At 33.7% G+C, this 14,590-nt stretch carries 11 protein-coding genes; all 11 read right to left on the reverse strand.

Annotated elements, in window-relative coordinates:
• Positions 1-326: 326 nt before the first annotated feature.
• Positions 327-1,250, reverse strand: a complete 924-nt coding sequence (gene dnaI / locus ACEE93_RS05370; RefSeq protein ID WP_449155691.1) for a primosomal protein DnaI — start codon at positions 1,248-1,250, stop codon at positions 327-329.
• A complete protein-coding gene (locus ACEE93_RS05375) occupies positions 1,250-2,614 on the reverse strand; it encodes a replication initiation and membrane attachment family protein (protein ID WP_449156439.1) in 1,365 nt (454 codons plus the stop codon). Before ACEE93_RS05375 ends, dnaI begins: the two co-directional genes overlap by 1 nt.
• Positions 2,615-2,617: 3 nt before the next feature.
• The gene (nrdR, locus tag ACEE93_RS05380) at positions 2,618-3,085 is read right to left on the reverse strand and encodes a transcriptional regulator NrdR (RefSeq protein WP_449155693.1); all 468 of its coding nucleotides are present in this window, start codon (positions 3,083-3,085) and stop codon (positions 2,618-2,620) included.
• A gap of 198 nt (positions 3,086-3,283) precedes the next feature.
• Positions 3,284-4,282 (reverse strand): glyceraldehyde-3-phosphate dehydrogenase, encoded by a 999-nt coding sequence (locus ACEE93_RS05385; protein ID WP_449155694.1) that lies wholly within the window; start codon positions 4,280-4,282, stop codon positions 3,284-3,286.
• Between the two features lie 344 nt (positions 4,283-4,626).
• Positions 4,627-5,250: a dephospho-CoA kinase gene (gene coaE / locus ACEE93_RS05390; RefSeq protein WP_449155695.1), complete on the reverse strand. Its 624-nt coding sequence runs from the start codon at positions 5,248-5,250 to the stop codon at positions 4,627-4,629.
• A 16-nt stretch (positions 5,251-5,266) separates the two neighbouring features.
• A complete protein-coding gene (gene mutM, locus ACEE93_RS05395) occupies positions 5,267-6,139 on the reverse strand; it encodes a bifunctional DNA-formamidopyrimidine glycosylase/DNA-(apurinic or apyrimidinic site) lyase (protein ID WP_449155696.1) in 873 nt (290 codons plus the stop codon).
• A 15-nt stretch (positions 6,140-6,154) separates the two neighbouring features.
• Entirely contained in the window at positions 6,155-8,785 is a 2,631-nt protein-coding gene (gene polA, locus ACEE93_RS05400) for a DNA polymerase I (protein ID WP_449156440.1), read from the reverse strand.
• A gap of 288 nt (positions 8,786-9,073) precedes the next feature.
• Positions 9,074-10,777, reverse strand: a complete 1,704-nt coding sequence (gene pnpS, locus ACEE93_RS05405) for a two-component system histidine kinase PnpS (protein ID WP_449156441.1) — start codon at positions 10,775-10,777, stop codon at positions 9,074-9,076.
• Positions 10,778-11,482 carry a response regulator gene (locus ACEE93_RS05410; protein ID WP_449155699.1) on the reverse strand — a complete coding sequence of 235 codons (705 nt, stop codon included), beginning with the start codon at positions 11,480-11,482 and terminating at the stop codon, positions 10,778-10,780.
• 303 nt (positions 11,483-11,785) lie between these two features.
• Positions 11,786-13,051: an NADP-dependent isocitrate dehydrogenase gene (icd, locus tag ACEE93_RS05415; RefSeq protein ID WP_449155758.1), complete on the reverse strand. Its 1,266-nt coding sequence runs from the start codon at positions 13,049-13,051 to the stop codon at positions 11,786-11,788.
• 51 nt (positions 13,052-13,102) lie between these two features.
• Positions 13,103-14,221, reverse strand: a complete 1,119-nt coding sequence (locus ACEE93_RS05420; RefSeq protein WP_449155700.1) for a citrate synthase — start codon at positions 14,219-14,221, stop codon at positions 13,103-13,105.
• Positions 14,222-14,590: the final 369 nt, after the last annotated feature.

The following is a 14,590-nucleotide window of genomic DNA, read 5'->3' on the forward strand; positions in this document are numbered from 1 at the left end:
ATCATTTGCAATGATATTAAACGTAAAAAAACCTCATCCCAAACAAGGGACGAGGTTGTCGTGTTACCACCCTATTTTAAGACAATAGCCATATATCCTCATCTTAGGAAATACATCGAAAACAACTACTGTCTCTTCTCTACTTAAGATAACGGTCTTGAGCCGGGTATTCATTACAAATACCTATCTAAAGGGAGTAATATCTCAATATATTGGTTACATTCTCAACGACAGCAACTCTCTGTACAACAGGGAAAAAGATACCATGTCCTTACTATTTAATATCATATTGACTTACTTCTATTATAACGCTTATTTTTTATTTATCAATGCTCACGATAATTTTTTCCTTCTAATAGATAAGGTGTACTTAGTGTTTTAATACGTTCCATTATACGTTTTGCCTTTAATTTATCGTTATCATATCTAGTATCTGCTAAATGCTCTTCTAATTCTTCAAAGTTTAAATTTGAGCTAAAAAATGTAGGTAATTGTTGTATCATTCGATAATGCAAAATAGGTCCTAACACTTCATCACGTACCCAAGACGTCATATCTTCTGCACCAATATCATCTAAAAATAGAACTTTTGCATCTCGAACTTCTTGTATTTTTTTAGCAGTTGTACCATCTTTAAAACCATTTTTTAAAGTGCGAATATATTCCGGCACATAAATAATTGTTGATGGTACATGATTATGTTTCAGTTCATTGGCAATCGCACCAAGAATAAACGATTTTCCTGTACCGAATTCACCATATAAGTAATAGCCTTTTACTGTTTTACCTTCAATGATGGCATCTGTTAAATCATCCAATTGCATCGCTAATTCTAAGCGACTACGCCAATCCATCCATATATCCTTAATTTTGGCATTTAATGTATCAGGATGCATATGAAAAGAAGTAATCATACTATTTGTCCGTTTTTCTTCATCGTGTTGAATCTTACATGGACAAGGTTTATAACGAATTTTGATAGATTGATTTTCGATATACAGTTCAGGAATATGACCTTTTACAAAGTTTGGGCAATTTTCATACGTGTGATTGTCTGTATAACTTTTTTCTTGGTCTTTATACTCTTGTAATATATTTAAATCACGATCAATCATCTGAGACGTCACTTCTGATTGATGCGCTTCTAAAAATTGCTTCACATCAGGGTCATTCAATACTTGGCGTTTGATTTTTTCAATACGCTTCTCGATATCAGAATGCTTCCCTATTATTTGATTAAAATGTTGCATTAGCGTTCACCTGCTCGACGTTTGTTTTTTAATTTCTCTAAGAAGGCCGCTTTATCTTTCGCTAAAGCTTCTTGATCTTCTTCCTTATGTTCAAACTCTTCCGGATGCGTAATCCAACGCGGTTGTTTAGGTTGTTGCTTAGAATATTTCGATGGTTTAGAAGATTTGGCCGTCTCGTAGGATTTTTGTTGAGCTTTTTCCTGATTTTTTTGAATCTCCATTGCTTTTTGGTAAGCTGATTTTGCATCTGTTACGCCACTTTTTTTCCAAGTAGAAGCAACGGAAAAGACATATTTTTCCGGTAAGTTATTATCTGTTTTTTGCATTACAAATTGTAACAAAATGTTAATGACCCCAAAACTAAATCCTTCTCTTTGCATCAATTCTTCAATCATTTGTTTTTGATACTTAGGTGGTTCTGAGCCTCCATATGATGTCAACATAGCAATTGGACTTGTTTGATCCATTAATTCAAACCATTCATCCCAATTTTTAACATGCACTGATTCTTTGGCCGATTGATCCTCATTCACCTGTTGTGTCTTTAATGAAGGGAGTTGTTGATTGTTTTCGATTAAATAGTAATTTTGAGCTTGTTTTCGTAAATCTGTTAAAGATAACGTTTGGTCACTATTGAGTGATTTTAAAATAATCGTTTTCATCACATCAGGTGATAAGCGATAGAGTGTGGCTAATTGAATAATCATCGTTTTATTAGGTTCAGTAAGTATATGTTGACCGATATAATGCGACTGAAGCATATCAGCTAAAAGGTCAAAATCAAAATCAACATCTGTTAAATCTACCCCATTATATTCCGTCTCTTTCAATGCATGATCACGATTAAATGGTACCTGTTTTGGCACTTTAAATACATCCGTAAATTTTTTCGTCACTTCTGTATAACCTGTTTTATCAAAGTGCTTCGGTAAAAATTGTTTTTTTAACTGATGATAACGTTGGGGCCCTACTACTTCATAAAAATAAATGGATAACATCGGATCATTAAAAAAAGATTGCGCAGAAGGTGGTGGTAATAATTCATATACAAATTGAGTAGATTGATCTGAATGTTTAACATATGTTTTAACTAAACCAATACCTTCTAATAAATCGAGTGATGATCTAAAATCACTCAAATTCATTTTAAGTTCAGCCATAGCAACATAATGCGTCACACCTTCATCAAAAGTAATATCCTTAAATTGATTTAAAAATTGATAAATACCGATGGCTTGTGCACCTATGAGCGGTGTAAATAAGCGCGACAATATTTCAAGATGACGCGTTTCAAATTGAAATTGGCGCACAACAATAAACCCATCATGTGGATTTAATCCGTTTTGATAGTTTACAAATGACATATACTATTCACTCCGCTTATTTTCATTTAAAATGCCTTGCATTGATTCTAATAATTGATTGACATCTTTAAATTCACGATATACTGACGCAAAACGAACGTACGACACTTGATCGACATTCATTAAAAGATTCATCACCATTTCTCCAATATCTCTTGAAGACACTTCAGCAATACCATCTTCTCTTAGACGCCATTCTACATTATTTGTAATATCTTCTAACTGTTGAAACCGCACCGGTCTTTTCTCACATGAACGCACAAGTCCATCAAGTATTTTTTCTCGGCTAAATTGTTCTCTCGTCCCATCTTTTTTAACGACAATCAGTGGACTTGCTTCTATATGTTCAAAAGTTGTGAAACGTGTACCGCAATGTTCACATTCTCTTCTTCTTCTAATCGCATTCATATCATCTGCATGTCTAGAATCTACTACTCTAGATTGCGTATGATTACATTTTGGACATTTCACGACTCTGTCACCTTCTTACTCTTTAATTTTGTTTAATTATACTATAAACGAAACGATATCAAAAGTTGTTAAATTGTATCGTTATTTTAAATAAGGTGCTAACGAGTAGCAGTTCAAACAAAAAAGGTTTAAAGTACAGAGTCCTTTTTCATGAGTACTCTGACCTTAAACCCGTTTATATATTAATGATATCTCAAATTATAATTGTTGAGCAATTTGTTCTAATACGTCTACTACGCGTGTTGAATAACCCCATTCATTATCGTACCATGCTAACACTTTGACCTTAGAATCTTCCATTACCATAGTAGATGGTGCGTCGATAATTGCTGAATGTGAATCCGTGTTAAAGTCATCTGATACAAGTGGTGCTTCCGAAACATCAATGACACCATCTAAATCATGTTCTTTAAATGCTTTATTAACTTCTTCTGATGTTACTGTTTGATTTAAATCAACGACTAAATCTACTAAAGATACGTTTTTAGTTGGTACACGTAAAGCCATACCGTGTAATTTACCTTCTAATTCTGGTAATACTAATGCTAATGCTTTTGCTGCACCTGTTGAAGTTGGAATAATACTTTCAAATGCTGCACGCGCACGTCTTAAATCTTTGTGTGGATTATCTAAATTATTTTGGTCATTTGTGACTGCATGTACTGTTGTCATTAGTCCATTTTTAATACCAAATTGATCTTTTAATACTTTAGCTACAGGCGCTAAACAGTTTGTAGTACATGATGCATTACTAAATATGTCATACTGATTAACATCTAGTGCGTCATCATTAACCCCTTTTACAATTGTTTGTACGTCTCCACCTTTAGATGGGCCAGTTAAAATAACTTTTTTCGCACCTGCTTTAATATGGGCAACCGCTTTATCTCCATGATTAAATTTACCAGTTGCTTCAACCACAATATCTATACCGAGATCACGCCATGGTAGGTTTTCTGGATTTCTATCTGAAACAAGTTTAATTTCTTTGCCATCTACTTTTATACCATTGTTTAACGCCTCTACTTCTTTGTCAAAACGTCCATGAGTCGTATCATATTGAATAAGGTGGGCAATTGTTTCAGATGGATAGCTTGCGTTAATTGCTACTACATCGATATCCTCTCTGTCCAATGCAATTCTTAAAACCATACGTCCAATACGGCCTAATCCATTTATCGCAATCTTTGTCGTCATGTATAAAGCACTCCTTAAAATTATGTTATACTTATTACAAAATTAGTATAACATAATGAACTCAGAATGAAATCGTTTTCTTCAATAAATTTTACTTCTTTATTGTAAAACGTTTCATTATGATATTAAAAAAACCTCACCTACGCATGAGGGGGGTGAGACATAAAGCGCTAATGCTCTGGAAAGCCGTTTAACGGTGTCCCAAAAGCGGGATTTTCGGCAGAAAGTTCACGATTCGCCAAAATTTGAAAAACAATTTTAGCTTTTCGTTCGTTTCTGCTCAAATCCTGAACGCTTTTGTTCCAACCTCGCCCTCTCATACTTAGGTGAGGTGCTTTTGTTAATTAAGCATCTTCCTCTGAATCATAAGGTTCTAAAAATCCTTTTTCTACTAATATTTTTTCGAGGTTTTGCTTTAATTCTAATTTTGTACCTAAATTATCAATGACGACATCCGCCATTCTACTTTTCTTATCGATTGAGACTTGACTATAAATGCGTGCTTTAGCATCTTCAATGGATAATTGATTTCGTTCCATTAATCGATCAATTTGAATAGGTTCAGAAGCATAGACTAACCATACTTCATCTACAGTGTCTTCGAGTTGATTTTCAAATAATAAAGGAATATCCATAATGACATCGTGACCTTCTTCTAAATAACGATCACGTGCTTCAGACATAATTTGATTGACGATAGGATGTACAATTTGGTTAAGTTGTTCTCGTTTTTCGTCGTCATAAAAAACAATATCACCAATATATTGACGATTCATTTCACCATCTTCATTGATTGCTTCTTTACCAAATGTTTCACGTACAGCTTCAAGTCCTTTTGACCCTTTTTCAACAGCTTTACGTGAAGCAACATCTGCATCTACAATTTTAAAACCGTGTATTTGGAGTAATTCTGCTACAGTCGACTTCCCTGTCGCAATTCCTCCTGTTAGTCCAATAACTTTTGGCATCTTTTCACTCTTCCTTTTAATTTTGACAGTTTGGACAGTAATGAGTATTACGTCCTCCAATAACATCTGTATGAATGGGATTTAAACAGACTGGACATTCAGACTGCTTATATACGGATAAATGATCTTGCATGGTACCACGCTGACCATCACTATGCACATAGTCAGATACGCTTGTACCACCGTAATCGATTCCCATCTGTAAAACGCGAATAATACTTTGAAATAAACGTTTCCGCTTATCTAATGTTAGCGATTGCGCTTGCGTATGAGGATCAATTTGTGCATTAAATAAAGCCTCACATGCATATATATTACCACAACCTGCTACAACTTTATGATCTAAAATCATTTGTTTAATTGGCATACGCTGATATTTTTTATCATTAAATTGTTTTAAAAAATGCGCTTCCGCTTCTTTTGAAAACGGTTCTGGTGCTATATCTAATATGGAAGGATACTCCGATAATGTTTGAACATTCCGCAACTCTCCAAAACGTCTCACATCTGAATAAACAAGCAATTGACCATTATCCAACTCTAAAATCACGTGCCAATGCTTTTTAAAATTAGGGATAGGAATATCTTCAATATTAGAAACAACAAAAAATGCACCAGACATACCTAAATGGGCAATGACCATACGCTGATCTTGTTGTTTTTCAAGGTGCAGTAAAATATATTTACTACGTCGATCAACATGTGTAATCGTATACCCTATCGTTGCTTGTTTAAAATCGTCCAACGTCATACCTTTAATAATCGTTTCTTTACCATTAGATTTACCTAACATCACCTTTTCAGAAAAAACGACATTTTGAATTTGGTGATGCGTGATTAAAGGCGCAATACCACGTCTGACATGTTCTACTTCTGGTAATTCTGGCATTCACTAACCTTCTTTCTATTTTGCATCGTACCAAGTTGGTCCATAATTAGATTCTACCGCTAATGGAACATCTAATTGTAAAGCATTGGTCATAATCTTTTCAATCATTTCAGTAAATGCTTCAACTTCGGATTTTGGTAATTCGAAAATGAGCTCATCGTGTACTTGTAAAAGCAATTTAGCCTTAAATTGTTGTGTTTTCATTTCATTATGAAATTGGACCATCGCCAGTTTAATAATATCTGCGGCACTACCTTGAATAGGAGAATTCATCGCTGTTCGTTCAGCAAACCCTCGTTTATTAAAGTTTCGACTCGTAATATCTGGTATATAACGACGGCGGTGTAATAACGTCTCTACATAGCCATCTTGTTTCGCATCTTGAACAATCGTTTCCATGTATTTTTGGACACCTGGAAAATGATTTAAATAGTCATCGATGAATTGTTTAGCCTCTTTACGTGTAATACCTAAACTTTGACTCAAACCATAGTCACTAATGCCATATACAATACCGAAATTGACCGCTTTCGCTTGTCTTCTCATAAGAGAAGTCACTTCTTCTTCCTCTACACCAAACACCTTCATCGCTGTAGTGGTATGCACATCTTCGTTTTCGTTAAAGGCTTGCTGTAATGTTTCATCTCCAGTAATGTGCGCTAAAACACGCAACTCAATTTGAGAATAGTCAGCAGCCAATATTACGTAATCTTCATGTGTCGATTTAAAAGCCTTGCGAATACGACGACCTTCTTCCAAACGAATTGGTATATTTTGAAGATTTGGATCTACTGAAGATAAACGTCCTGTTTGCGCTAGTGTCTGATTAAATCGTGTATGAATGCGTCCGTCATCCCAAATCATTTTTTGTAAACCTTCAACGTAAGTCGATTGTAATTTTGACAATGTACGATATTTTAATATGTCATCAATAATTGGATGTTCATTTTGTAGTTTTTCCAACACATCTACTGCAGTGGAATAACCTGTTTTTGTCTTTTTAATGACTGGTAATTGTAGCTTTTCAAATAGAACGACACCTAACTGTTTAGGAGAATTAATGTTGAAAGATTCTCCAGCTTGTTCATGAATTGATTGAATGAGTTCGTCTAATTGAGTTTGAATTTCTTCTTCCATTTCTTTAAGTGTCTCAATATCAGTATGCACACCAATGATTTCCATTTGACTAAGAATATAAGCTAAAGGCAGTTCCAAATCATTCAGTAAATCTAGTTGGTTGTGTTCTTTTAAGACATCTAACATTTGTGGATAGACCGTTTGAATCGCATCAAGAATTGAGGCGATATGTTCATCTAATACATCATCTTCTGGAATTTTAAAGGATTTACCTTTGCCATAAATAGAGATGTTATCATTCACAAATGTCTGATCAAAGTGCATCATCACCGACTGTACATCGTCTATTGTACGTGATGGATCAATGAGATAACTCGCTAGCATTGTATCAAAAGTGATATTTTCAACTTTTATCCCTAAACGGTGTAACGCAATATACGTTTTTTTAGCATCATGAACAAATTTTTGAGTTTCTGGATTTTCAAGCCACGCCACTAATTCAGGGTATTCAGAAACCGTCTCAGGCGCAATCACTACAAAATGATCACCATCATATAATCCAAATTTTAACATAGCATCTTTAAGATAATTTGGACCCGCCACTTCTATGTGAATCGTAGCTTTATCTAATTTTGAAAAATCGACGACTGACATATCAGAAGTAGGCTCAAACGTTTTTTGAGTTGATTGGATCTCCGAACTTTCCGGATCGATTGATTCTAACAATTGACGGAATTCCAGTTCTTTAAATAATTGTATTTTTTGGGTTTCATCAATCGATTGAGGTAGTTCCGTATCCTTTAAAGTAATGGTAATTGGACTTTCTCGATTAATGGTTGCCAAAGATTTACTCATCATTGCTTCATCTTTATGATTGATTAATTTTTCTTTTAATTTCTTTCCTGAAACATTGTTTATATCTTCATAGACACCTTCCACTGTATTAAACTGTGATAATAATTTTAAAGCTGTTTTTTCACCTACACCAGGTACGCCTGGAATGTTGTCTGATGAATCGCCCATTAATCCTTTTAAATCAATAATTTGTGATGGTACTAAACCATTATACTTTTCTGCAATAAATTGCGGTGTATAATGATCAACCTCTGTAATCCCTTTTTTTGTAAAATAGATTGTAACATTGTCAGAGGCTAATTGTGTTAAATCTCGATCTCCCGTAATAATAATGGTTTCCATATTTTGTTGTTCCGCTTCTTTACTTAATGTACCAATGATATCATCAGCTTCGTAATTATCCAGTTCATAATGTTCGATATGATATGCATCTAACAATTGACGAATATATGGAAATTGCTCACTCAACTCAGGGGGTGTCTTTTGACGTCCTCCCTTGTAATCTTGATAAGTTTCATGACGAAATGTCGTTTTACCAGCATCAAATGCAACAAGGAAATGTGAGGGTTGTTCCTCTTTTAAAATTTTTTCTAATAAACGTGTAAACCCATAAACCGCATTCGTATGGATTCCCGACTTGTTTTGAAGTAAAGGTAACGCATAAAATGCTCTAAAACTTAAACTGTTACCATCTATTAATATAAGTTTATCCACATTAGTCCCTCCATCTACATTTGATTTTATTTTATCATATTAAGGAAAAGAGCAATAAACGATTTAAGATGATTTATAGATTTCTATCATTTAAGTGATTTAAAGAATATCCTATGTAAGATATATGCCACCTTTCAATTTCTCAAAAAATGACGCCTTTATGTTTAATAATCATAAGTTTAGAAGTATCATTAAAGCCTGTTCGGACCCCAAACCTTAATGGTAACCTTACTTATTTTTAACATAAAGACGTCATTATTTTATCTTTTAAACTTTCTATTTAGTCATTTAGTTTTCTGGAAAAATCACTTTAAAAGTAGATCCAACATTTAATTCTGATTCTACTTCTATACTACCTCCATAACTTTCTACAATGTGCTTAGTGATGGATAAGCCTAACCCTGTACCACCAGATGCTCTACTTCTCGCCTTATCCACTCGATAAAATCTTTCAAAGATACGATATTTATCTTCTTCTTTCATTCCAATACCTTCATCCGCTACTTCTATTACTTTTGCGTGTTGATCAGTATAGACACTAAGCTTTACAGAGCGATGTTCCGGTGAATAATGAATTGCGTTAGACAGTAAATTAACCATGACCTGAGATATTTTATTTTCTTCAGCTAAAATAGTCGTATCAGGTTCAATCGCATCAATCAATTGAATTGATTTCTCTTCAGCAATGGGTTGCATCACTGACAGAGCGGATTGAGCTACCTCAGATAAATTCATCGGCTCTTTTATAATTTTTTGAGTCTGTTCTATTTTGGATAAATCTAAGAGGTCTTCTACTAAAGACTGAATACGGTTAGATTCTTTTAAAATGATATTTAAAAACATATCTAACGATTCTGGGTCATCTTTAGCACCGTCTATTAACGTTTCTGTAAATCCTTTCATCGATGTAATTGGCGTTTTAAGTTCATGTGAGACGTTCGCAACAAAGTCACGTCTTAAATTTTCAAGTTTCTTTAATTTCGTGATGTCATGTAACACGATGACCATGCCTTCTAATTGTTTACGATGTCTTGATAAAATCGGAACACATGACGCATCAAAAAACTTCTGATGAATACTATTGACATAAATTTCAATTTGTTCATGTTTAGATTGCTCAGATTTAAAACTTTTAACGACTAATGATTTGATTGATTCAGGTAATAATAATTCATAGTTGTGTTGTTCAATATTTTCAGTTTGGTTAAAGATTTCATAATACGTTTGATTGGCTAAAACAATGATACCTTGTTTATCTATCATTAACACAGCACTCGGAATATTTTCCAACGTCGTCACCAATCGATTGCGTTGAATTTTTTGTTCTTTATTCAAATAATCTAACCGTCTTGCTAATACGTTAATCGTAACGTATAAATCTTTTGTTTCCTTTACACTACTTTCCGGCACGCGTACTTTATAATTCCCTTCTGTTAATAAAGAAGCGGCATATGACACTTCATTAATAGGTTGAATATAAGTCCGATTGATATAGCGTACAGAAAAATAAATTAATGCAATAAAGAAGAGACAAATTAAAATAAGATATTTCCAAAATTCGAGTTGTAAATTGTAAACAATGGTATAAGTGCCACTGATTAAAATTGTGATATTGTTACTTTTAAAACCATATAGATATTCGCCATCTTTACTATTTAAAATATAAGCACTACGGTCTGTTTGAAGTTGTTGTAGAATCTCTTCATTTTGACTTTCTATACCATAATTATTACCAGAATTAAATTTAGTTTGGTCATTGCCATCAATAATCATCATATTCGCTTTATAAATATTAGCCAATAACTGAATTCTAGATTCATCCTGAGAATTATACAAAGAAAGGATTTGTTGGGATTGTTTGGTCAGTTCATTTTCTTGATGATTCACAGAGATTGTATAAATTGCATTATGTACAATAAAGCCTAATAGAAGAAAACTTACAACTGTAATCGTTGTAAGTATCATTAAAAGCTTATGGTAAAATTTAATCATTTATTTAGGACGCTCCAACTTATAGCCTAATCCTCTCACCGTTTTAATAAACTGAGGTTGTTTAGGGTTTTCTTCAAGTTTTTCACGTAAATGACTAATATGTACGTCAACGATTCGAGAATCTCCAGCAAATTCATAATTCCATACCGAATTTAACATATGTTCACGTGTAATTACACGGCCTTGTCGCTCAATAAGATAAAGTAATAATTCAAATTCTTTTGGTGTTAATTCCAGCAGTTCTCCGTCGCGATAAACTTCAAAATAATCTGGACGAATGCGTATAGAACCAATAAGAATATCTTCATCTTCTTCAGAGTTATTTGTTGTTTGTACTTGAGAAGAACGTCTTAAAATAGCTTTAACACGCGCGACTACTTCTCGTGGTGAAAATGGTTTAGTCATATAATCATCTGCACCTAATTCTAAACCTAACACACGATCAAATTCATCATCTTTTGCTGTTAACATTAAAATTGGTACTTGATTTTTATCAGATCGGATTGTCTTACATACTTCAATACCATCTTTTTTTGGTAACATTACATCTAATACAATCAAATCTGGATTTACTTCCTGAACTTTATTTAAAGTTTCCTCACCATCTTGTGCAATTTCAACGATGTAACCTGCTTGTTCAAGGTTATATTTTAATAATGTCACAATGGACTGCTCATCATCTACAACAAGCACTCTTTGGGCCATGCCGTTACCTCCTAGTACTATTTTTCTTCATTATAACTTAAACAAGTCTTAAAAATCACATATATTTAAGTAACTTTACAATATCTTAATATAAAATTAGCATTTATTTAAAATTACGATGACAATACGATATAACTACACATCACTATTGATTAATTATTAAGTGTTTGTTGTATACATAAAGATTTTTAAATAGGACTTAAAGAAATAATTATAATGAGCATTGGCATTTACAAAAAATAAAACGGTTGGGGAAGTCATTCCACCAACCGCTTAATGCTATTTTGAAAGATAGTGTTAATTTTATAAATTATTGATTAATTCATCTGCAAATTCAGATGTTTTCACTTCAGTTGCACCATCCATTAAACGTGCAAAGTCATACGTTACAACTTTAGATGCAATTGTTTTTTCGACAGAGTTCGTAATTAAATCTGCAGCTTCTTGCCAACCTAAATGTTCTAACATTAATACACCTGATAATAATACAGATGAAGGGTTAACCTTATCTAATCCAGTATATTTAGGCGCTGTACCATGTGTTGCTTCAAAGATAGCGTGACCTGTTTCATAGTTAATATTTGCACCAGGTGCGATACCAATTCCGCCAACTTGTGCAGCTAAGGCATCAGAAATATAGTCACCATTTAAGTTCATTGTTGCAACAACATCATGATCTTCTGGACGTGTTAAGATTTGTTGTAAGAAAATATCAGCAATTGAATCTTTAATCACAATTTTACCTTCTGATACGGCTTTATCTTGCGCTTCGTTTGCCGCGTCTTTACCTTGTTCTTCAACAATTTTATCGTATTGTTGCCAAGTGAAGACTTTTTCACCAAATTCACGTTCTGCTAGGTCATAACCCCATTGCTTAAAGGCACCTTCTGTAAACTTCATAATGTTACCTTTGTGAACTAATGTTACAGATTTACGATTATTGTCTAATGCATATTGAATGGCTGCACGTACTAAACGCTCAGTTCCCTCTTTAGATACTGGTTTAACACCGATACCTGACGTTTCAGGGAAGCGAATGTTTGTAGCACCCATCTCATTTTGAAGAAAATCAATGACTTTTTTAACGTCGTCTGTGCCTTCTTTAAATTCGATACCTGCGTAAATATCTTCTGTATTTTCACGGAAGATCACCATATCCACATCTTCAGGTCTTTTAACTGGTGAAGGTACTCCTTTAAACCAGCGTACAGGACGTAAACATGTAAATAAGTCTAAGTCTTGTCTTAACGCAACATTTAATGAACGAATACCGCCACCAATTGGTGTTGTAAGTGGTCCTTTGATGGCAATTAAATAAGATTTAATCGTATCTAATGTTTCTTTAGGTAACCATTCTCCAGTTTGGTCGTAAGCTTTTTGCCCAGCAAGTACTTCTTTCCAGTCGATTTCTTTTTCGCCGTTATAAGCTTTCTTAACAGCTGCATCAATCACACGACTAGCAGCATTCCAAATATCTGGTCCAATACCGTCACCAATAATAAATGGAATAACAGGTTGATTTGGTACTTGTAATCCTGAATCTGTTTTTACGATTTTTTCACTCATGATAAGAATCCCTCCGAATAGTATTTAAGCAAATCTATGTTTTATTGTTATGAATTAACGATTTTCAATAGCAACGTATTTACGTCCTTGTTCACCAACATAAGTTGCACGAGGACGCATGATGCGGTTATTTCTTAATTGCTCAAGAATGTGTGCTGTCCATCCTGCTGTACGACTCACCGCAAAAATTGGTGTAAATAAGTCATGATCGATATTCATGCTGTGGTAAACAGTCGCACTGAAAAAATCGACATTAGGGAATAATCCTTTTTCTTTTTCCATAATGTCCGCAATTTTCACTGACATTTCAAATAATTCTTTTTGTCCTGTTTCTTCAGTAATTTTACGACTCATTTCTTTTAAGTATTTTGCTCTTGGGTCACCATTTTTATAAACTCTGTGACCAAAGCCCATAATTTTATCTTTATTTTCAAATGCTTTTTCTAAGTATGATTCAACGTTATCTATTGAACCAATCTCAGTTAACATCTTCATAACACGTTCGTTCGCGCCCCCATGTAGAGGTCCTTTTAAAGAGCCAACTGCAGCAACAATACCTGAATACATATCTGATAAAGATGACACTGCACATCTTGCTGTAAATGCAGAAGCATTCAATTCGTGATCGGCATGTAAAATTAATGCTTTATTAAAGCCTTCAACTTCAACATCTGTTGGTTTTTCACCACGTAACATATACAAGAAATTTGCAGCATAATTTAACTCAGCATCAGGTTTTACAGGTTGTTTACCTTCACGTACACGTGCAAAAGATGCTACTAATGATGCAATTTTAGCTTGAATACGAATCGCTCTTTCTTGTAATGCTTCTTCACTATTGTCATCTGCATTTTTATCAAAGTGCGCTAAATAAGAAACTGACGTTCTTAATGCAGTCATTGGATGCACTTTATCAGTCGCATATTCTTCAAAGTGTTGATAAATACGCTCATTAAGTGTCATATATTCATGAATTTTTTCTTTTAATGTTGCTAACTCTTCTTTAGTTGGTAATCGGTAATTCCATAATAAGAAGATGACTTCTTCAAACTCTGCGTTTTCTGTTAACTCATCAATATCATATCCAGCATATGTTAATTGGCTATCAATGATTGAACTGATTTTTGTTTCAGCAGCGATAACCCCTTCTAAACCTTTTTTTACTTCTGCCATATGAATTTCCCCTTTACTCTATATTCGTCCTTTTGTAATGGCTTTCATATACTATTATAGCCAATAATGATATATTTGTGAACATTTTAAGAACATAAGCTATCTGAATTGTCGAACATTTGACTATCTATTATTCTAAATGAGTTTATGAAAGTGCCTCATATCAACGGTTGTATAACAAATTTAATTTAAAATATCACATAGAAACACTGTCATTCTCTTTACTTATCATAAATAATAACAAGGAGTGATGATCATTGCGTGATGTACGTGATTGTATTGGAACTAAATACATTTCTCAACAAAATATAATTGATTTCATGATATCCATCACGATACAAAAGAACCGTATAAAAGCACATTGTCAAA

The sequence above is a fragment of the Staphylococcus sp. 11262D007BW genome (assembly GCF_053547815.1).